Genomic DNA, 18,752 nt, shown 5'->3' with positions numbered 1-18,752 from the left:
GGTTCGTGGGGGTGTGCGGGGCGGCGGCGGGTCAGCCGGCCGCGGCCTCGGTGGTGAGTTCGGCCAGGGTGCCGACGGCCAGCCGCCGGGCCAGCTCCACCTTGAAGCCGTTGTCGCGCAGGGGTCTGGCCGCCGCGAGTTCGGCGTCCACCGCGCGCGTGAAGGTGTCCCCGTTCGCGGGGGCCCCGCGCAGCACGTCCTCGGCCACCCGGGCACGCCACGGCCGGTGCGCGAGCCCGCCGAAGGCGAGCGAAGCACGGTCGACGCGGCCGTCGCGCACACTCAGCACGGCCGCGACGGAGGCCAGGGCGAAGGCGTACGAGGCGCGGTCCCGGGCCTTGCGGTAGAGGGAGACGGCACCGGCGGGAGGCGGCGGCAGCACCACTTCGGTGATCAGCTCGCCCGGACGGATCACCGTGTCCTGGTCCGGGTTGTCGCCCGGCAGCCGGTGGAAGTCGGTCACGGGCACGGTCCGCTCCCCCTCGGGCCCGTGCAGCAGGACGGCGGCGTCGAGGGCGGCGAGGGCGACCGCCATGTCGGAGGGGTTGGTGGCCACGCAGTCCTGCGAGTGGCCCAGCACCGCGAGATCGCGGTGCACTCCCTCCCGGGCCGGGCACCCCGAGCCGGGGGTCCGTTTGTTGCAGGGCTTGGAGACGTCCTGGAAGTACGGGCACCGGGTGCGCTGGAGCAGGTTCCCGCCGGTGGTCGCGGTGTTGCGGAGCTGCCCTGACGCACCGGCCAGCAGGGCCTGCGAGAGGGCGGGATAGCCGCTCCGTACGTCGGGGTGGGCGGCGAGGTCGCTGTTGCGCACGGTCGCGCCGATCCGGAGACCGCCGTCGTCCGTCCGTGTGACGCGGTCCAGCGGCAGCCGGCTGACGTCGACGAGCAGGCCGGGCGACTCCACGCCGAGCTTCATCAGGTCGACGAGGTTGGTTCCGCCCCCGAGGAACCGTGCGCCGGGGTGTCCGGCGCCCGCTCGGACGGCTTCGGTCACGGTGGCGGGGCGCAGATAGGCGAAGGGTTTCACGGGGCCACGTCCTTGATCGCCTCGACGATGTGCGGGTAGGCGCCGCACCGGCAGAGGTTGCCGCTCATCCGCTCGCGGATCTCGTCCGCGTCGAGCGTGGCCGGCCCTCCGGCGGCGATCGCCGGCCGCGGGGTGGCGTGGGAGGGGAAGCCGTCCTCGGCCTCCCGGAGCATGCCGGCCGCCGAGCAGATCTGCCCGGGGGTGCAGTAGCCGCACTGGAGGGCGTCCCTCTCCAGGAATGCCGACTGCAGGGGGTGCAGCCTGTCGCCCTCGGCCAGCCCTTCGACCGTGGTGATGCGGGTGTCCTCCTGGGCGACGGCCAGCAGGAGACAGCTGTTGGCGCGCCGGCCGTCGACGAGCACGGTGCAGGCCCCGCACTGGCCGTGGTCACAGCCCTTCTTCGCGCCCATGAGCCCGAGGTGCTCCCTCAGGGCGTCCAGCAGGGTGGTGCGGTGATCGAGCGTCAGCGTCCGTGCCGTGCCGTTGACGTGCAGGGTGTAGGTGGAACAGTCGGCGGGGGTCGGCACCTGGGCCGCATCCGCGTCGACGGTCCCCGGGGTGGCATCCATGTAGGCGTTACCTTCCAGGTTCGGTTCGTGCGGGCGTCACGCGGGCCGGTGGCTCTCTAGCCGCAGGCGGATCTCCTGCTCCTGGTCGCCCGCCGCTGTTCCCACGAGCCGGACGGTGAACGCGTCCGCCAACTGCTTGCGGAGCCGGTCGACCGCCCAGTAGCCGCCCTGCGCCTCGACCGTCACGGGCTCGGAGAGCCGCGCGGGCCCGGGGCCGGCCTTCGTCTCCGTGACGTCGACGGTCGCCGTCCACACCGTGGGCCGTGTGTCCGACGCGTCCTGCGGGGCGTCGCCCGCCGGACGGTCGGAGACGAAGGAACGGCGCAGCACGTCGAAGACGGTGCGCGCGTCCTCCTTGGGGCAGCCGGTCACCGCCACCACGACATCGCCGCTCTCCTGGTGTTCCTGTGTCTGTTCCTGCGTGCTGTTCACCCTGGATTCCTTTCACTGGGAGGGCTGTGAGCGCTGCTCGGCGGCCTCACGCTGGGGGCCGACCGTGTGTACGGGGTCCTCGGCGGAGGCGATGCCCGCCGCGAAGACCCCGAAGCGTGTGCAGGCCGAGCCCGCGAGCAGCGCGAGTCCCGCGCCTGCGGCGACGGGCCGGCTGCGGTGTCCGAGCACGAGCGCCGCCGCCGCGCCTGCCGCGGTCAGTCCGCGCGCGGCGCGCATCAGCGTCCCGGCACGGCCCTCCCGGCAGGTCACCGCGACGGTGCCGAGGCGGCGTTCCATGGCCCGGCTCGCCGCGCCGTCGGCGACGGCCGCGAGTACGCAGGCGTAACGGGCCGGGGCGTTCTCGTGGACGGGCCCGGCGACCAGGGCCATTCCGGCCGCCGCGGCGGTGGCCGAGGCCGCGAAGAGATAGGGGAGCTCGCGGTGTGCGCCGTGCCAGGCCGGTACGGCGGTGTCGGCGGCCAGGACCGCGGTGTACGTCGCCAGGACGGGTCCCAGGACGGCGGCGGCCGCGGTGGCCGCCGCACCGGTCCTGGGCAGCCGGCCGGTGACTGCGGTGAGGGCGGCCGCGCCCGCCGCCGGGCCGTAGCCGGAGAGCAGCCAGGAGCCCATGCTCATCGGGGAGGTCGGCTTGAAGACGCGGAGCATGTGGGGGAACCGTGACGGGCGGCCCAGGTCGTGGACGAGCGCCGCCGCGGAGAGGCTGACGGCCGCGAGGGAGGACACCTTCAGGGCCTTGGCGGTGGTGTCACGGCCGGTCAGCTGGGCTCCGGCGGCGACGACGGAACCGGCACCGGCGAGTCCGCCGAGGAAGAAGTATCCGGCGATGTCCCGGGCGGACCACGACGGTGCCTTGATGACGGGCCTGCCGTAGTAGGAGGTGGGCCGGGCGCGGTCCGCCCCCTTGCCGGCCGTGCTGCTGGTCATGTCCGGCCGCTCCTTGGGGTGAGTGCGGGAAGGGCGTAGGAGAGGGCGGCTCCCGCGGCCAGCGACAGTGCGGCGATCCCCGCGTGACGCCACATGGCCGGCAGGTCCCGGGTGGTGACCACGGGGTCCGGGGGCAGGCCGTACACCTCGGGCTCGTCCATGAGGAGGAAGAACGCCCCGTCTCCCCCGACCCCGTTGTCCGGTTCGTGGCCGTACAGCCGTGCCTCGGTGACTCCGGCCCCGTGCAGCTGCTCCACCCGCAGGGCTGCGCGTTCCCTGAGTTCGTCGAGCGGCCCGAACTGGATGGACTCGGTGGGGCAGGCCTTGGCACAGGCCGGCTCCTGCCCGGCGCCGAGCCGGTCGTAGCACATGGTGCACTTGAACGCCCGGCCGTCCGCGGGCCGTTGCTCGATCACGCCGTAGGGGCAGGCGGGCACGCAGTAGCCGCAGCCGTTGCAGATGTCCTCCTGGACGACGACCGTGCCGAACTCCGTGCGGAACAGTGATCCGGTCGGGCAGACGTCCAGGCAGGCGGCGTGGGTGCAGTGTTTGCAGACGTCCGAGGACATCAGCCACCGGACGCCGGACGTGTCGTCGGGCTTTCCGGGGTCCGGCTCGACGAGCGGCAGTTCCGTACGTCCGGCGGGCACGGGCTGTTCGATGAAGGCGACGTGGCGCCAGGTGGAGGCGCCCAGGCCGCCCGTGTTGTCGTACGACATGCCGGTCAGCGACAGCCCGTCCTCGGGGAGGGCGTTCCACTCCTTGCAGGCGACCTCGCACGCCTTGCAGCCGATGCAGACGGAGGTGTCGGTGAAGAACCCCACGCGTGGCGGGGCGTTCTCGTGTCCGGCGTCGCCCGCCGGGTCGGGCTCGGGCCCGCTGAAGAGGTTGTTCCTCACGGCGTCTCCTGCGTTCCGGTGGTCTCCGTGATCCCGGCCCGGCGGCGGTACTCCGCGACGAGCTCGGGCAGTGCGGGTCCCCTGGGCCTGCGTCCGGGCCGGATGTCGGCGGTGAGCGCCTTGTCCTCCTGGATCAGGGCGTTGGGGTCGAGTGCGATGGCCACCAGTTCGTTGGCCGCGTCACCGGTGGAGACGCCGTTGGGTCCCCAGTGGAAGGGGAGGCCGATCTGGTGCACGGTCCGGCCGCGAACGGTCAGGGGCGTGATCCGGCGGGTCACCATGACGCGGGCCTCGACGGCGTTGCGCGCCGTGACGATCGTGGCCCAGCCGCCGTGCTCCAGCCCTCTCTCCGAGGCGAGGAGCGGCGACACCTCGCAGAAGAACTCCGGCTGCAGCTCGGACAGATAGGGCGACCAGCGGCTCATCCCGCCCGCCGTGAAGTGTTCGGTGAGGCGGTGGGTGGTGACGACGTACGGATAGACGTCCGCACCCGGTTCGTCGCCGCTCGGGTGGTAGCGGTTGCCCTCGCGGGGGTGCAGGTGCCTGACCGGCGAGCGGGAGTGCGCGGGGTGGAGCGCGTTGACGAAGGGCGAGTCCTGCGGTTCGTAGTGCGTGGGCAGCGGGCCGTCCTCCAGGCCGGAGGGGGCGTAGAGCCAGCCCTTGCCGTCGGCCTGCATGATGAACGGGTCGTCGCCGCGCAGCGCGTCGGGCCCTTCGGCGCCGGGCGGGGGTACGTGGCCGGGGGCGCGGTCGGGGACGAAGTCCGGGACGTCGTACCCGGTCCAGCGGCCTTCGACGTCGTCCCACCAGACGTAGGCCTTGCGGTCGCTCCACGGGCTGCCGTCGGGTGCCGCCGAGGCCCGGTTGTAGAGGATGCGCCGGTTGGCGGGCCAGGCCCAGGCCCATTCGGCCGCCACCCAGTCCTGTTCCGTGTGGGGCTTGCGGCGGGCGGCCTGGTTGACACCGTCGGCGTACACCCCGCAGTAGATCCAGCATCCGCACCGGGTCGAACCGTCGTCCTTGAGCTCGGTGTAGGCGGAGAGCGGGGCGCCGTCCGGGCCGTGCCCGTTGATCTCGGCCAGGACCGCTGCCGACACCGGCTCGTCGAGCGCCCCGTCGACGGGGTAGTCCCAGGTCAGGTCCTGGACGGCGCGGTCCATCGGATCGGCGGACGCCGCGAGGCGCTCCTTGATGCGCCGGCCCAGGTGGTAGGTGAACCAGAGGTCGCTGCGCGCGTCGCCCTCGGGCTCGACGGCCGCGTGGTGCCACTGGAGCCACCGGTTGGTGTTGGTGAAGGAGCCGGACTTCTCGGTGTGCGCGGCCGCCGGGAAGAAGAAGACCTCGGTGCCGATCTCCCCGGTGGTCATCTCGCCGGTCTCGGTCTCCGGGCCGTCCTGCCACCAGGTGGCGGACTCGATGAGGGAGAAGTCGCGGACGACCAGCCATTCGAGCTGGGCCATGCCGAGCCGCTGCAGGCGTGTGTTGGCGGAGCCGACGGCAGGGTTCTCCCCCATGAGGAAGTAGCCCTTGCACTCCCCCGCCAGTTGCGCCATCACCGTCTCGTACGTCCCGTGGGAGCCGGTGAGCCGGGGCAGGTGGTCGAAGCAGAAGTCGTTCTCGGCCGTGGCCGCGTCGCCGTAGTAGGCCTTGAGCAGGCTGACGAAGTAGGCGCGCGTGTTGCCCCAGAAGCCCTTGTCGGTGCGGGTCGCCCGGATCAACGCGTCGAGGTCCTCGTGGGCGTGGGCGTGCGGCATCGGCAGATAGCCCGGCAGCAGGTTGAAGAGGGTCGGGATGTCGCTTGACCCCTGGATCGACGCGTGGCCGCGCAGGGCCTGGATGCCGCCGCCCGGCCGTCCGATGTTGCCGAGGAGCAGCTGGAGGACGCTCGCCGCCCGGATGCACTGGGCGCCGGTGGTGTGCTGGGTCCAGCCCACGGCGTACGCGAAGGCGGTGGTCCGCTCCCGTCCGGAGTTGGAGGTCAGCGCGTCGCAGACCTCCAGGAAGACGTCGCGCCTCACCCCGGTGATCTCCTCGACCATCTCAGGGGTGTAGCGGGCGTAGTGACGCTTGAGGATCTGGTAGACGCAACGGGGATCCTGAAGGGTTTCGTCACGTGGGGGCCATGCGTGGGCCTGGGGTCCTCCCGAGCCGTGGGTCTCCGACCCGGCCGCGGAGTGCACCCGTTCGTGCGCGTCGTCGGCGCCGGCGCGGTCCCCGTACTGCTCGTCCACGTCGCCGGAGGGCGCCTGCACCTCGGTGTCCCGGTACTGCCAGGTGCGGGGGTCGTAGTGGCCCCGTTCCTCGTCCAGGCCGGAGAAGACTCCGTCGAGGTCCTCGGTGTCCCTGAAGTCGTCGCCGACCAGTGTGGCGGCGTTGGTGTAGTTGAGGACGTACTCCCGGAAGTCCTTCTCCTCGCTGAGGACGTGGTTGATGATGCCGCCGAGGAACGCGATGTCGCTGCCGGCCCTGATGGGCACGAAAAGGTCGGAGAGTGCGCTCGTGCGGGTGAAGCGCGGGTCCACATGGATGATCCGGGCCCCGCGCGCCTTCGCCTCCATCACCCACTGGAAGCCGACCGGGTGGGCTTCTGCGAAGTTCGACCCCTGGATGATGATGCAGTCCGCGTGCTGGAGGTCCTGCATGAAGGTGGTCGCTCCGCCGCGGCCGAACGAGGTGCCGAGGCCGGACACGGTGGAGCTGTGGCAGACCCGCGCCTGGTTCTCGACCTGCACGATGCCGAGCCCGGTGAAGAGCTTCTTGATCAGGTAGTTCTCTTCGTTGTCCAGGGTGGCGCCGCCGAGGCTGGCGATGCCCAGGGTCCGGGCCGTACGGAGTCCCTCGTGCTCCCACTGCCAGGTCCTGCGACGGGTCTCGACGACACGGTCCGCGACCATGTCCATCGCCGTCTCCAGGTCGAGCGGCTCCCAGTCGGCCGCGTAGGGGCGCCGGTACAGCACCTGGTGGCGGCGGGCCGGGCCGGTGGTGAGCTGGAGCGTCGAGGAGCCCTTCGGGCACAGCCTGCCGCGGCTGACCGGTGAGTCCGGATCGCCCTCGATCTGGACGACCCGGTCGTCCTTGACGTACACCTGCTGGCCGCAGCCCACCGCACAGTAAGGGCAGACGGACCGGACGACGCGGTCCGCCGTGGCCGTGCGGGGCCGGGTCTCCTCCGTCTCCCGCGACACCACCGCCCTGCCTCTGCCCAGCGGGTCACCGCCGGTCAGCTGCCGGAACACGGGCCAGCGGCCGAGCGGGTTGCCTGCTCCCATCGCATTTCCTCCAGCGGTCCGGGGACTGACTCCAGGCTCGCCCCACGGCTCCGTGTCGGCGACACGAGCGGCGGTCCGACGGGCAGGCCCGCGAAAGATCTCGTACCCGGTGTGCGGCGGGGAAACGTGATCGCCCCGCCCGCGTCGTGTGCCGCCCCCCGGCGCCTACAGCTCGCGGAGCGCCGGCAGGAGCGTGCTCCGGGCCCATTCGATGAAGGGCTGCTGGTGGTCCCCGCCGATCTGGACGAGGGCGACCTCGGTGAATCCGGCCTCGCGGTAGGGGCGTACGGCCTCGACGAACGCCTCGACGTCCGAGCCGCACGGGATCGCTCCGGCGATGTCGTCCTTGCGGACGAACTTGGTCGCCTGTTCGAAGGCGGAGGGGCCGGGGAGCTCCGAGTTGACCTTCCAGCCGCCCAGCGACCAGCGGAACTGGTCGTGGGCGCGGGCGACGGCCGCGTCCCTGTCGGTGTCGTAGCAGACGGGCACCTGTCCCACGCGGGGCTTGCCGGCCCCGCCGTGCCGGTCGAACGAGCTCAGGAGTTCGCTCTTGGGCTCGGTCGCGATGACCAGGTCGCCCAGGGTGCCCGCGATTTCGCAGGACCTCTCCCCGGAGACCGCGATGCCGATGGGGACACGCTCGTCGGGCAGGTCCCAGAGGGTGGCGTTCTCCACGTCGAAGTGGGTGCCGTGGTGGTTGACGTAGCCACCGTCGAACAGGGCGCGGATGATCTGTACGGCCTCTTCGAGCATCTCCAGCCGGACGTGGGCGGAGGGCCGGCCCGCCCCCACGACGTGTTCGTTGAGGTCCTCTCCGGAACCGAGCCCGAGACGGAAACGGCCCTCGGCGAGCAGTTGGAGCGTCGCCGCCTTCTGCGCGACCACCGCGGGGTGGTAGCGGGTGGTCGGGCAGGTCACGTACGTCATCAACGGGATCCGGGAGGTTGCCTGCGCGGCGGCTCCCAGGACCGACCAGGCATAAGGCGCGTGTCCCTGGGAAGCCAGCCAGGGGAAGTAGTGGTCGGAGGTGACGGAGAAGTCGAAGCCGGCCTCCTCCGCCGCGACCACGTCCCGCACGAGGGCGCGGGGGCCTGCCTGCTCGGTCATCATCGTGTAGCCGATCTGAACCATACGAAACTCATTTACGGTGACATCGCCATAAAACATGAATTCATGTCAATGGCTGTCTGTGATCGACTCCCCGGGGTATGCGCCATGCATGGACGTAACGAACGGAGTATGGGAATCGCTCGCCAGCACCAGCGACGGCGAGGGGCCGGGAGCAGTAGGCGTGATCGTCGGCGTCGTCGGCCTGTTCGTGGTGCTGCTGTTGATCGGCGGGTTCTGGCTCGGGATGAGGCGCCGCGACAAGGAGTCACGGCCGCCGCTCCCCGAGGAACAGCCGCCGCGTCCGGAGCACCGGACGGAGATCCAGGAGACCGGACAGCACAGCTCGGACCGGTTCCCCGACAACGGCCGGGCCATGACGCCGTACGAACTCAGTGACCGCGGTAACGAGGTGATCCCGCCCGACAACGCCCCGGACACCGGCCCCGACCCCGAGCGCCCGCGCGACTGACGGCGTCGCCGACGAAGGGGGGGACATGAACCGGTCGAAGTCCGACCGCAGGACCCGGATAACGGTCCTGGTGGCACTGGCCGCCAACCTCGTCATCGCTGTGGCCAAGGGGGTGGGGGGACTCCTGTCGGGATCCCCCGCCCTCCTGTCCGAGGCCGCCCACTCCGTGGCGGACAGCGTGAACGAGGTCTTCCTGCTGGCCGCGCTCAGGCGCAGCCGCCGCCCGCCCGACGCCCATCACCCCTTCGGGTACGGCAAGGAGCGCTACTTCTGGTCGCTGCTCGCGGCGGTCGGAATCTTCGTCGTGGGAGGCTGTTTCTCGTTCTTCCAGGGCTTCGAGGCACTGGGCCGGGACGAGCAGGAGTCACCCGAGGGGTACACCGTGGGCCTGATCGTCCTCGGGGTCGCTTTCCTCGCGGAGGGCGGTTCCCTGGTCCGCGCCCTGCTCCAGCTCCGCGGGGAGAAGGGCGCGGCCCATGACCCCGCGCTGAGGACGGTGATCGCCGAGGACAGCACGGCGGTGCTGGGTGTGCTGCTCGCCATGGCGGGCATGGTGCTGCACCTGGTCACGGGCGACGTCGTGTGGGAGGCGTCGGCCTCGCTGGGGATCGGCCTGCTGCTGGTCTACGTAGCCTTCCGGCTCGGCCGGGACGCGCGCGACCGGCTGATCGGGGAGTCCGCCGAGCCGGAGCTGCGCCGGGGCGTGGAGGAGCTCCTCGCGTCCCAGGCCGAGATCGACAACGTCGCGGCCCTGTTCACCATGGGCCTCGGTCTCGACTCGGTGCTGGTGGCGGCCAGGATCGACCTGGCGCCCGGCATCGACAGCGAGGAGGTCGAGCGGGTCGCCGTCCGGATCAAGCGGTCGATAGCCCGGACCTGGCCGGAGGCGGAGCACGTGTTCCTCGACATCACGAACGCGCCACCCCGGGGCGGGGTGTGACCGCGGCCGTCGCGTGTTGCGGGAGTCGCCCGGGCGGTTGAGGCTGGTCCTGGCCGCGCGGCACCGAAGAAGTCATGCCGCAGAACCGATAAGGCAGTGGACCATGACTCCTAGCGATCCGCGGGGCGCGCCGGAACCGGCAGTGCTGAGCGGTGCGAGCGCCCCCTGCTGGGTCCATCTGGTGACCCGCGATCTCGAGGACGCGCGGCGCTTCTACGGCGCCGTTCTCGGCTGGACCTTCCGTCCCGGCCCGCTGGGCCGGGACTTCCTGATGGCGCGCTCCGACGGGGTGCCGGTGGCCGGCATCGGCGCGGTCGCGTCCGCCTATCAGGTGGGCGTGGCCTGGATGCCCTACTTCTCGGTCCGGGACGCCGGTGTCGTCTCGGGCCGCATCCGGGAGCGCAGCGGCACCGTGGCCGTGGGCCCGCTGACGGTCGGGCAGGGACGCGCGGTCCTGGCCGCCGACCGGGACGGGGCGTCCTTCGGCGTCTGGGAGTGGACGGGCCGCGCGGCCACCCTCGCGCCGTCCGGGAACCGGGCGCACGCCTGGCTGCGGCTGCGCACCAGGGACGCCTTCGACGCCGCGATCTTCTACGGCGAGGTCCTCGGCTGGGAGAGCGGGGAGCCCGGCGGCTGCGAGGTGGCATACGTGAAGGAAGAGGTGCTCGTACGCTGCAACGGCCGCCCGCTGGCCCGGATCAGCTCCGGCGCGGTGGAGGCCGCTCCCGACCCCCAGGTGCGTCCTCACTGGCAGGTGCAGTTCCCGGTCCCCGACGTGGACGCGACCGTCCGGGCGGCGGAGCGGAACGGCGGGACCGTCGTGGAACGGCGGGACGTGCGGTACGGCGACGAGGCGACGCTGAGGGACCCGGACGGCGGGCTCTTCACCGTGACGGACGTACGCGGCCCCGCCGGCGTGGACGAGGACTGAGGAGGTCAGGCACGCGGGTCGTCCCCGCGGCCCTGCTCCCGGGGGTCCGGGGCCTCTCCCCCGGCGGGCCGGTGGCCGTTGTCCCGGGCGATGGCCCAGAGCGGGAACACGAACCAGCAGACCAGGAACCACAAAGCCATTCCGCCGACCAGCCACAGTGCCGCCACGTTGTGCAGCGCCACCCTCAGGATGAGCAGCAGCGTGCTGCACATCGTGCAGAAGAGCAGGCCGAGCCCCAGCTTCGTGATGCGGGAGGCCCAGGTGACCGTCTGCGGCTTCATCCGGCGGCCGGTGAGCAGCCGGTGGTACGACACGGGCCCTATCAGCGTGGCTGCGGTCGCGGACCCCAGCATGACGGTCACGACATAGATGTTCCGGTCGACGGTGGGCAGATCGGCGAAGCGGGGCTGGAAGACCACCGCGAGCAGGAAGCCGAACAGGATCTGCACCCCGGTCTGCGCGACCCGGAGTTCCTGGAGCAGGTCGCTCCACTGCCGGTCCGCCCGCTCCTCGTCGCTCTCGTGGCGTCCGCTGCGGGGGTTCGTACCGCTCCCGCCGCCCACCGGTCCCTGTCCCATGGATGCCTCCCCACCTCGTAGAGGTGGTACTGGTGCCCCGCGGCGCGGCCGTGAATCCTGGCCCACCCGCCCTGCCCGGGCGGCCGGTCAGGGCGGCCGGCGGCTCGCCCGGCCGGTGCTCTCCATGGTGGCAGCCGCCCGGGAAACCACCACATAAGCGACGGGAAGGGCGGCAAGAGCGCAGCCGAAGGGCCAGACCTCGACGCAGAGTGACTGCTCGCTTAGGATCGTCGTACGGCATCGCGCGTCGGTCACCGGCCGGGTGAGGCGTGGAGGTAGCCCGTGAGATGCCTGTTGGAGGCATTCCACAGTGTCTGTCGAGTTGAATCACACCATCGTCCACAGCCGGGACAACCGCGAGTCCGCCGAGTTCCTGGCGCACATCCTGGGTCTCACCGTCGGGACGGAATGGGGACCCTTCATCCCGGTCGTCCTCGCGAACGGCGTCACGCTGGACTTCGCGACCGTTCCCTCTGAATCGATCACGGTGCAGCACTACGCGTTCCTGATCTCGGAGGCGGAGTTCGACACGGCCTTCGAGCGCATCCAGGCGCGGGGGATCACGTACTACGCCGACCCCCACAAGAAGCACCCCGGCGAGATCAACCACAACGACGGCGGGCGCGGGGTGTACTTCCCCGATCCGAGCGGTCACGGGATGGAGATCATCACCCGTCCGTACGGCGGCTGGTCGTAACCGTCTCCGCCGCCCGCCGCGGGTGAGCGGCCCGGCCCCGGTCCGTGACCGGGGCCGGGCCGTCCGGCTCAGGGACCGCCGTCGGTCCTCAGCGTCAGCTCGGGCCGGTCCCACATCACCGCGGGAGGGCGGGCCGCGACGGTGCCGGTGCGTTCGGCGCCGACGCTGCGGTAGAAGCCCTCGGCCGGCGGGTGGGCGACCACACGCACGGCGGCGACACCGGCACGGCGCGCCTCGTCGCACAGGTGGGCGACGAGAAGGCGCCCCACACCCCGTCCCTGGGCGTCGTCGGCGACGAACATCAGGTCGAGCTCGGGAGGGGAGAGGACCAAGGCGTAGAAGCCGAGCACGCGGCCGTCCGCGTCCACGGCGACATGGACGACGTTCGCCTCGATGTAGTCGGGGCCGACTTTGTACCCCGCGACCATGGGCGCGTACGGGCCCTCGTAGGCGCGTGACCTGGTGACCAGACGGGTGAGCCGCTTGGCGTCCCGCGCGACGGCTCGTCTGACGCGGACGGTGGCGGACCAGTCCGTAGTACTCGGTCTCATGTGGTGAGTATTACGCACTTCGGGCGCCGGGAGTTTGCGTGATGGTCAGCGCACGCTTCGTCCCGCGTGCCACTCGGCCACGATCGCGTCGATGTCGAACGGCTCGAGGTTCAGCGGCGGCCCCTCCGGAGGCCTGGCGAGCGCCTCGCGGATCCTCTCGTTCGTCTCGGCCAGGATGCGCCGGACCTCGGCCTCCGACCGCGCCTGCGACGCCTCCAGCCGGGCGTCCTCGGCCGCCTTCCGCAGCGTCAGCGAGGGCGGGAGCGCCGACAGTCCCTCACGCTCCATCTTCGCCTTGATCCACCACATCGGGTCGTACGGCCTCTCCAGGCCGGGGATCGGCTTGCCGGCACCCGGGAGGTCGGTGAAGGCCCCCCGCTCCTCGGCCTCGCGAATCTGCCGGTCGACCCAGGTCTCGAAGCTGACCCCTGCTGGTTTGCGCTCGGTCACCGCACGCCCCTCTCGCAACTCGTCCCGGACGGAACCGCGTCGGCCGGACACGTCCAGGTCCGCCGGGTTCCAGGATACCGGTGGCGTTTCCGCATGAACGGCTCCCAGGGGGTACACGCCTGTTGCACCCAGCCCGGGCACCACACCGAACCGGGCCCGAACCGGAAGGGGTTGACGAGAGTGAAACAGCACGACGCACCGACCGCGAACCGACGGGAGCGTCGGCCATGACGACCGTGGTGATCATCGTTGCCGTCGTCCTCGTGGCCGCGCTCGCCTTCTTCTTCGTCGTCCGTGGCCGTAGGACCGGCGGGCGTGGGCTGCGGCACCGCTTCGGACCCGAGTACGACCGGACGGTCGCCCGTCACGACGGCGACACCGCTGCGGCCGAGCACGAGCTCTCCGAGCGGGTGAAGCTGCACGGCTCGCTGTCCGAGCGGCCCCTGCGGCCGGAAGCCCGTGAGGCGTACGCCCGCCGCTGGACAGAGGTACAGGAACAGTTCATCGACTCCCCCAGGGAGGCGGTCGTCGAAGCCGACGCGCTCCTGGCACAGCTGGCGCACGACCGGGGCTTCCCGGGCGGCGACAGCTTCGAGGAGCAGACGGCCGCCCTCTCCGTCCACCACGCCGAGCAGGTCGACGGCTACCGCAGGGTGCACACGGCCGTGCGGGGCCAGGGCGGTACGGAGGAGATGAGGAAGGCCCTGATCGAGTCCCGGGCCCTCTTCGACGTCCTTCTCGGGGACGCACCGGCCGAGCCGGCCCGGACGGGCCGGCACGAGGCGAAAGGCAGTACAGCAGCATGACGAACCGCACCGAGCACACGACCGATCCCGTCTCCGCCACGGAGCCCCCGCCCGTCGACGCCCCGGGGACCACGTCCGCGAGGACGCCCGGATCCGCACGGGACGCAGCCCCGGCGACGGCGGCCGGGCTCACGGCCGGGGAGAACGTGAACCGTGAGCCGCGGGGCGGAGGCCCGGGGGATCTCAGCGTTCCGCCCGCTCCGCGGGCGGCCCCCGCCGTGCCACGGCCCGAGCGGACCGGCCACCCCGGGACCGCCGCCACCGGACCGCTGGTCCCCCGGGACGACCAGGACAGGCTGGCGCTGCGCATGCAGCAGGCGGTCACGGACTTCGTCGAGAGCCCCCGCCGGGCGGTCGAGGAGGCGGACGCCACGTTCGACCGGATCGTCTCCGGCCTGACCGAGGCCCTCGCGGAACGCCGGCGCCTCCTGCGCGCGAGCTGGCAGGAGCAGGACACCGAGGCCCAGACGGAGGAGCTGCGCATAGCGCTGCAGCGCTACCGGGACATCGGCGAGCAACTGCTGAAGATCTGAGCGGCGCGGCTACCGCGCACCGGCCCGGCCCCACGTCCCCCGGACGCGGCGCCGGGCCGCCCCATGTCCGGGGCAGGTCCGCCGTGCCGGGCGCGGGGGGAACGGTCAGGCCGGGACGGCCAGCTCGGCGCGCAGCCGCTCGGCCACTGCCGGGGGCAGGCGCAGCGCCTTGCCCAGATAGCCGTCGAGTCCGCCCCAGCGCTCGTCCATCGCGTCCAGGGCCGCCTCGAGATAGCGGGGCCTGGCCTCGATCACGGCGGAGGCGATGTCCGGGTCGCCGCCCTCGTCGAGAAAGCGCCGCACCGCGGGCCCGAAGGCGGCGCGCACCGCGCGGTTCACCGCGAGGAACTCGGCGCGTACGACGTCACGGGAGGCGCCCGCCATCATCAGCAGCAGCGCGGTGGCCCAGCCCGTCCTGTCCTTCCCGGTCGCGCAGTGGAAGAGCAGTGGTCTCGCGCGCGGATCCGCGACGGTGTCCAGGAAGGCACGGTAGGCGGCCGCCGCGCCCGGCGAGAGGACCATCCTGCGGTAGGTCCCGGCGAACAGTTCCTCCGCCTTCCCGCCGCCGAGCAGACCGGCTGCTCCGACCGGGTCACTGAGCAGCGCCTTGAGCCGCGCGGGCGTCACGCCCGGGTCGTCGCCGAGGACGTCGGCGACGAAGAGCCTCGCACCCGTCGGCAGCCGGTCCGGCGCCCATCGGCGTTCGTCGGCGGTACGCAGATCGACGACGGTGCGGATGCCGAGCGCGGCCACGGCCATGTCGTGCTCCGCGTCGAATTCGCTCAGCTGGCCCGAGCGCAGCAGGATTCCCTGGCGCAGGCGGCGGTGGCGCCCCAGGGCGATGCCGCCCAGATCGCGCAGGTTGACAACGGTGGAGGCGGGGACGGCCCGGGCGGTCTGCACGATGAACTGCCTCTTTCCCGACAGACTGCAGGTCGGAATCAACGTCGCACGGCGTGCGAATATCGACAAAGGGACGTGAGGTACCGGGACACCGGTGGGGAGTTCAGTCGGCGAGGATCCTTGTCTTCTGTGCCGCGAATTCCGCGTCGGTGAGGACGCCCCGCTGCTTCAGATCGGCGAGCCTCTCGAGCAGCGTGATGACATCGTCCCCGCCGTCCGCCGGCACGCGCTCGTGCGCCAGGAGAAGGCCACCCGCCTCCTGGACCGCCCGGGTGAGGGGCACCGACCAGAGGTCCTCCCACACGATCAGCGCGGCGGAACTCTCCTCGGGCAGACGCCGGAGCACATCGAGATCCGTGATCCGTGGCAGCCCGCCATCCCGGTCGCCCGGTGGTGCGAACGGCACGAGCCCCTGGGGGTCCATCTCCCGCAGCTCGACGTACTCGAGGGTTCCGCCCGCGCCTCTGCGGGCGAAGGCCAGGTCGAGGATGCGTACCGCCTCGGATCCGACGGCGTCGGCCAGTACGGGCGCGATCGCGTCGGAGAAACGGCCGCCGGGAAAGGTGACGACGAGATACTCCACGGGTCCCACGGCCATGGTGCGTCCTTCCCCTGCGGTTCTGGATCGACAGCAGCTTAACTTCGGGCAATCCGTTACGCACTGTGAAAAGAGATGGCAGAGCGGACACGGGGCTCCGGCGGGGCGACCTCACGGTGACGGAGGTCTGCTTCGCGGTCGGCTGTACGTCGCCGGGGTCGTTCAGCTCGGGCTTCACCGAGCTCGTCGGTGAGAGCCCGAGCGCCTCCCGGGCCCGCCCCCATGACGCGGGCGCCGCCGTACCGGCCTGTGTCGCCAAGATCCTCACGAGACCGGTCAGGAATGGAGAAGCGGCAGCTTTCCGCCGCCCGTAGCGTTGTTCGCATGGAAATCAGCCTTTCGACCTGCTTCATCGCCGTCGACGACCACGACAAGGCGCTACGCCTCCTGTGCCGACAGGGCGGCATGCTGCGCTTCAACCAGCCCCGCAGCTGATTCCGCTCCGGGACGGGACCGTCCTCTGATAGACAACGACCGTTGCCGCGACGCGCCGGTGACGCCGCCGGGGACCGCGCAGGCGGCCCGCGTGACAGATGGAGAAACCACAAGCATGGCCACGAGGACGGACAGGCAGCCGCCCGCGCCGCATGTTGCCGACAACCACGACCTGATCCGCGTGCACGGCGCGCGCGTGAACAACCTCAAGGACGTCAGCGTCGAGATCCCGAAGCGCCGGCTGACGGTGTTCACGGGCGTCTCCGGCTCGGGCAAAAGTTCCCTGGTGTTCAGCACGATCGCCGCCGAGTCGCAGCGGATGATCAACGAGACCTACAGCGCGTTCGTACAGGGCTTCATGCCGACGCTGGCGCGTCCCGAGGTCGACGTGCTGGAAGGGCTCACCACCGCGATCATCGTCGACCAGCAGCGGATGGGGGCCGACCCGCGGTCCACGGTCGGTACCGCCACCGACGCCAACGCGATGCTGCGCATCCTCTTCAGCCGGCTCGGCAAGCCGCACATCGGCCCGCCCGGTGCGTACTCCTTCAACACCGCCTCGGTCCGGGCGAGCGGTGGGATCACCGTCGAACGCGGTGCCGCGAAGACCAAGACCGTGAAGGCGACCTTCCACCGCACGGGCGGCATGTGTACGCGCTGCGAGGGCCGCGGCTCGGTCTCCGACATCGACCTCAGCCAGCTCTACGACGACTCCAAGTCGCTCTCCGAGGGTGCGTTCACCATCCCCGGCTGGAAGTCGGACAGCCAGTGGACCGTGCAGGTCTACGCCCAGTCGGGCTTCGTCGACCCGGACAAGCCGATCCGCGAGTACACCGAGAAGGAACTGCGGGCCTTCCTGTACGGAGAGCCGGTCAAGGTCAAGGTCAGCGGCGTCAACCTCACCTACGAGGGGCTGATCCCCAAGATCCAGAAGTCGTTCCTGTCCAAGGACAAGGAGGCGATGCAGCCGCACATCCGGGCGTTCGTGGAGCGCGCGGTCACCTTCACCACCTGCCCCGAGTGCGACGGCACCCGGCTCAGCGAAGCCGCCCGGTCGTCGAAGATCGAGCGGATCAGCATCGCCGACGCCTGCGCGATGCAGATCAGCGATCTGGCCACCTGGGTGAGCGAGCTCGACGAGCCGTCGGTAGCGCCCCTGCTCGCGGCGCTGCGGCACACCCTCGACTCCTTCGTGCAGATCGGTCTCGGCTACCTCTCGCTCGACCGTCCGGCGGGCACGCTCTCGGGGGGTGAGTCGCAGCGGGTCAAGATGATCCGTCACCTCGGCTCCTCCCTCACGGACGTCACCTACGTCTTCGACGAGCCCACCATCGGCCTGCACCCCCATGACATCCAGCGGATGAACGACCTGCTGCTGCGCCTTCGGGACAAGGGCAACACGGTGCTCGTCGTGGAGCACAAGCCGGAGACGATCGCGATCGCCGACCATGTCGTCGACCTGGGCCCCGGCGCCGGTACGGCGGGGGGCACCGTCTGCTTCGAGGGGACCGTCGAGGGCCTGCGTAAGAGTGACACCGTCACGGGCCGCCACTTCGACGACCGGGCCGCCGTCAAGGAGTCGGTGCGCGAGCCCACCGGCGCGCTGGAGATCCGCGGGGCGTCGCTTCACAACCTGCGGGACGTCGACGTCGACATCCCGCTCGGGGTGCTGACCGTCCTCACCGGCGTGGCCGGTTCCGGCAAGAGTTCACTGGTGCACGGCTCGGTCCCCGCCGGCGAGAACGTGGTGTCGGTCGACCAGAGCCCGATCAAGGGCTCGCGGCGCAGCAACCCGGCCACGTACACCGGACTGCTCGACCCCATCCGCAAGGCGTTCGCCAAGGCCAACGGCGTGAAGCCGGCGCTGTTCAGCGCCAATTCCGAGGGTGCCTGCCCCACGTGCAACGGCGCGGGCGTCATCTACACCGACCTGGGGATGATGGCCGGCACCACGTCGACCTGCGAGGACTGCGAGGGCAAGAGGTTCGACGCGTCGGTCCTCGAATACCGCTTCGGCGGCCGGGACATCAGCGAGGTGCTGGCGATGTCGGTGGCCGAGGCCGAGGAGTTCTTCGGCACCGGGGAGGCGCGCACGCCGGCCGCGCACCGCGTCCTCGTCCGGCTCGCCGACGTGGGGCTCGGCTACCTGACCCTCGGCCAGCCGCTCACCACGCTCTCCGGCGGCGAGCGGCAACGGCTCAAGCTCGCCACCCACATGGCCGAGAAGGGCGGTGTCTACGTCCTCGACGAGCCGACGGCGGGTCTGCACCTCGCCGATGTCCAGCAGTTGCTCGGTCTGCTCGACCGGCTCGTCGACTCCGGCAAGTCGGTCATCGTCGTCGAGCACCATCAGGCCGTCATGGCGCACGCGGACTGGATCATCGACCTCGGGCCGGGCGCGGGCCACGACGGGGGCCGGATCGTCTTCGAGGGCACACCGGCCGACCTCGTGGCCGGCCGCTCCACCCTCACCGGCGAGCACCTGGCCGCCTACGTCGGGGCCTGACCTGCGCGCCCCCGCGCCGGCCGGGGTGCCGGCGGGGGGCCGCTCCTCGGGTCCGGGATCCCCGGACAAGGCAGCACCACCCAGCGGATCCGGCACATTTCGGA

General features: G+C 71.5%; 19 protein-coding genes and 1 pseudogene. 8 read left to right on the top strand and 12 right to left on the bottom strand.

Going from position 1 to position 18,752, the window contains the following annotated elements:
* Positions 1–31: 31 nt before the first annotated feature.
* From AB0P41_RS13200 to AB0P41_RS13170, 7 genes are all read right to left on the bottom strand, one after another.
* Positions 32–1,027, bottom strand: coding sequence for a xanthine dehydrogenase family protein subunit M (locus AB0P41_RS13200; protein WP_356706990.1), 996 nt, complete (start codon positions 1,025–1,027; stop codon positions 32–34).
* A complete protein-coding gene (locus tag AB0P41_RS13195; RefSeq protein ID WP_365931872.1) occupies positions 1,024–1,596 on the bottom strand; it encodes a 2Fe-2S iron-sulfur cluster-binding protein in 573 nt (190 codons plus the stop codon). Before AB0P41_RS13195 ends, AB0P41_RS13200 begins: the two co-directional genes overlap by 4 nt.
* A 36-nt stretch (positions 1,597–1,632) precedes the next feature.
* On the bottom strand, positions 1,633–2,028 hold the full coding sequence (locus AB0P41_RS13190; protein WP_356706992.1) for a hypothetical protein: 396 nt from the start codon (positions 2,026–2,028) through the stop codon (positions 1,633–1,635).
* Positions 2,029–2,040: 12 nt separating this feature from the next.
* A complete protein-coding gene (gene nrfD, locus AB0P41_RS13185) occupies positions 2,041–2,973 on the bottom strand; it encodes an NrfD/PsrC family molybdoenzyme membrane anchor subunit (protein ID WP_365931870.1) in 933 nt (310 codons plus the stop codon).
* The gene (locus tag AB0P41_RS13180; protein ID WP_365931868.1) at positions 2,970–3,872 is read right to left on the bottom strand and encodes a 4Fe-4S dicluster domain-containing protein; all 903 of its coding nucleotides are present in this window, start codon (positions 3,870–3,872) and stop codon (positions 2,970–2,972) included. The genes nrfD and AB0P41_RS13180 overlap by 4 nt, the downstream gene beginning before the upstream one ends.
* Positions 3,869–7,141: a formate dehydrogenase gene (gene fdh, locus AB0P41_RS13175; protein ID WP_365931866.1), complete on the bottom strand. Its 3,273-nt coding sequence runs from the start codon at positions 7,139–7,141 to the stop codon at positions 3,869–3,871. Before fdh ends, AB0P41_RS13180 begins: the two co-directional genes overlap by 4 nt.
* A 165-nt stretch (positions 7,142–7,306) precedes the next feature.
* Complete coding sequence (locus AB0P41_RS13170; RefSeq protein WP_365931864.1) at positions 7,307–8,272, bottom strand: LLM class F420-dependent oxidoreductase; 966 nt, start codon at positions 8,270–8,272, stop codon at positions 7,307–7,309.
* An 88-nt stretch (positions 8,273–8,360) separates the two neighbouring features.
* Between AB0P41_RS13170 and AB0P41_RS13165 the strand changes: the two genes are divergently transcribed.
* The 3 genes from AB0P41_RS13165 (at position 8,361) to AB0P41_RS13155 (ending at position 10,591) form a co-directional block, all read left to right on the top strand.
* Positions 8,361–8,720, top strand: a complete 360-nt coding sequence (locus AB0P41_RS13165; RefSeq protein ID WP_356706997.1) for a DUF6479 family protein — start codon at positions 8,361–8,363, stop codon at positions 8,718–8,720.
* Between the two features lie 25 nt (positions 8,721–8,745).
* Positions 8,746–9,660 (top strand): cation diffusion facilitator family transporter, encoded by a 915-nt coding sequence (locus tag AB0P41_RS13160; protein WP_365931862.1) that lies wholly within the window; start codon positions 8,746–8,748, stop codon positions 9,658–9,660.
* Between the two features lie 103 nt (positions 9,661–9,763).
* The gene (locus tag AB0P41_RS13155; protein ID WP_356706999.1) at positions 9,764–10,591 is read left to right on the top strand and encodes a VOC family protein; all 828 of its coding nucleotides are present in this window, start codon (positions 9,764–9,766) and stop codon (positions 10,589–10,591) included.
* 5 nt (positions 10,592–10,596) lie between these two features.
* Here the strand turns inward: AB0P41_RS13155 and AB0P41_RS13150 are convergent, their stop codons facing one another.
* Positions 10,597–11,169 (bottom strand): DUF6328 family protein, encoded by a 573-nt coding sequence (locus AB0P41_RS13150; RefSeq protein WP_365931859.1) that lies wholly within the window; start codon positions 11,167–11,169, stop codon positions 10,597–10,599.
* Positions 11,170–11,479: 310 nt separating this feature from the next.
* Here AB0P41_RS13150 and AB0P41_RS13145 point away from each other — a divergent pair, with 310 nt between their 5' ends.
* On the top strand, positions 11,480–11,866 hold the full coding sequence (locus AB0P41_RS13145) for a VOC family protein (RefSeq protein WP_356707001.1): 387 nt from the start codon (positions 11,480–11,482) through the stop codon (positions 11,864–11,866).
* Positions 11,867–11,934: 68 nt separating this feature from the next.
* Here AB0P41_RS13145 and AB0P41_RS13140 read toward each other — a convergent pair whose 3' ends face one another.
* On the bottom strand, positions 11,935–12,417 hold the full coding sequence (locus tag AB0P41_RS13140; RefSeq protein ID WP_365931857.1) for a GNAT family N-acetyltransferase: 483 nt from the start codon (positions 12,415–12,417) through the stop codon (positions 11,935–11,937).
* Between the two features lie 45 nt (positions 12,418–12,462).
* Positions 12,463–12,867 (bottom strand): DUF1992 domain-containing protein, encoded by a 405-nt coding sequence (locus AB0P41_RS13135; protein WP_356707003.1) that lies wholly within the window; start codon positions 12,865–12,867, stop codon positions 12,463–12,465.
* A gap of 227 nt (positions 12,868–13,094) precedes the next feature.
* On the opposite strand from AB0P41_RS13135, the gene AB0P41_RS13130 reads away from it, so the two are divergent.
* Positions 13,095–13,673: a hypothetical protein gene (locus AB0P41_RS13130; RefSeq protein WP_356707004.1), complete on the top strand. Its 579-nt coding sequence runs from the start codon at positions 13,095–13,097 to the stop codon at positions 13,671–13,673.
* Positions 13,670–14,206 (top strand): hypothetical protein, encoded by a 537-nt coding sequence (locus tag AB0P41_RS13125; protein ID WP_356707005.1) that lies wholly within the window; start codon positions 13,670–13,672, stop codon positions 14,204–14,206. Before AB0P41_RS13130 ends, AB0P41_RS13125 begins: the two co-directional genes overlap by 4 nt.
* Positions 14,207–14,311: 105 nt before the next feature.
* On the opposite strand, the gene AB0P41_RS13120 is transcribed toward AB0P41_RS13125, so the two are convergent.
* Entirely contained in the window at positions 14,312–15,109 is a 798-nt protein-coding gene (locus AB0P41_RS13120; RefSeq protein WP_356707006.1) for a tyrosine-protein phosphatase, read from the bottom strand.
* 103 nt (positions 15,110–15,212) lie between these two features.
* A complete protein-coding gene (locus AB0P41_RS13115; protein WP_356707007.1) occupies positions 15,213–15,707 on the bottom strand; it encodes a DUF6325 family protein in 495 nt (164 codons plus the stop codon).
* Between the two features lie 95 nt (positions 15,708–15,802).
* On the opposite strand from AB0P41_RS13115, the pseudogene AB0P41_RS13110 reads away from it, so the two are divergent.
* Both AB0P41_RS13110 and AB0P41_RS13105 read left to right on the top strand, forming a co-directional pair.
* Positions 15,803–16,021, top strand: a pseudogene (locus AB0P41_RS13110) (AraC family transcriptional regulator); the annotation flags it as partial.
* 236 nt (positions 16,022–16,257) lie between these two features.
* Positions 16,258–18,648, top strand: a complete 2,391-nt coding sequence (locus AB0P41_RS13105) for an excinuclease ABC subunit UvrA (RefSeq protein WP_365931853.1) — start codon at positions 16,258–16,260, stop codon at positions 18,646–18,648.
* Positions 18,649–18,752: the final 104 nt, after the last annotated feature.

The organism is Streptomyces sp. NPDC079167 (assembly GCF_040686735.1).
Taxonomy (GTDB): Bacteria; Actinomycetota; Actinomycetes; order Streptomycetales; family Streptomycetaceae; genus Streptomyces.
This window is presented reverse-complemented; position numbering and strand designations above follow the sequence as displayed.

Excerpts from the sequence above, each read along its gene's own strand:
- AB0P41_RS13195 (WP_365931872.1), bottom strand. The coding sequence starts at position 1,596 with ATGGATGCCACCCCGGGGACCGTCGACGCGGATGCGGCCCAGGTGCCG.
- nrfD (WP_365931870.1), bottom strand. The coding sequence starts at position 2,973 with ATGACCAGCAGCACGGCCGGCAAGGGGGCGGACCGCGCCCGGCCCACC.
- fdh (WP_365931866.1), bottom strand. The coding sequence starts at position 7,141 with ATGGGAGCAGGCAACCCGCTCGGCCGCTGGCCCGTGTTCCGGCAGCTG.
- AB0P41_RS13170 (WP_365931864.1), bottom strand. The coding sequence starts at position 8,272 with ATGGTTCAGATCGGCTACACGATGATGACCGAGCAGGCAGGCCCCCGC.
- AB0P41_RS13165 (WP_356706997.1), top strand. The coding sequence starts at position 8,361 with ATGGACGTAACGAACGGAGTATGGGAATCGCTCGCCAGCACCAGCGAC.
- AB0P41_RS13160 (WP_365931862.1), top strand. The coding sequence starts at position 8,746 with ATGAACCGGTCGAAGTCCGACCGCAGGACCCGGATAACGGTCCTGGTG.
- AB0P41_RS13155 (WP_356706999.1), top strand. The coding sequence starts at position 9,764 with ATGACTCCTAGCGATCCGCGGGGCGCGCCGGAACCGGCAGTGCTGAGC.
- AB0P41_RS13150 (WP_365931859.1), bottom strand. The coding sequence starts at position 11,169 with ATGGGACAGGGACCGGTGGGCGGCGGGAGCGGTACGAACCCCCGCAGC.
- AB0P41_RS13140 (WP_365931857.1), bottom strand. The coding sequence starts at position 12,417 with ATGAGACCGAGTACTACGGACTGGTCCGCCACCGTCCGCGTCAGACGA.
- AB0P41_RS13130 (WP_356707004.1), top strand. The coding sequence starts at position 13,095 with ATGACGACCGTGGTGATCATCGTTGCCGTCGTCCTCGTGGCCGCGCTC.
- AB0P41_RS13125 (WP_356707005.1), top strand. The coding sequence starts at position 13,670 with ATGACGAACCGCACCGAGCACACGACCGATCCCGTCTCCGCCACGGAG.
- AB0P41_RS13115 (WP_356707007.1), bottom strand. The coding sequence starts at position 15,707 with ATGGCCGTGGGACCCGTGGAGTATCTCGTCGTCACCTTTCCCGGCGGC.
- AB0P41_RS13105 (WP_365931853.1), top strand. The coding sequence starts at position 16,258 with ATGGCCACGAGGACGGACAGGCAGCCGCCCGCGCCGCATGTTGCCGAC.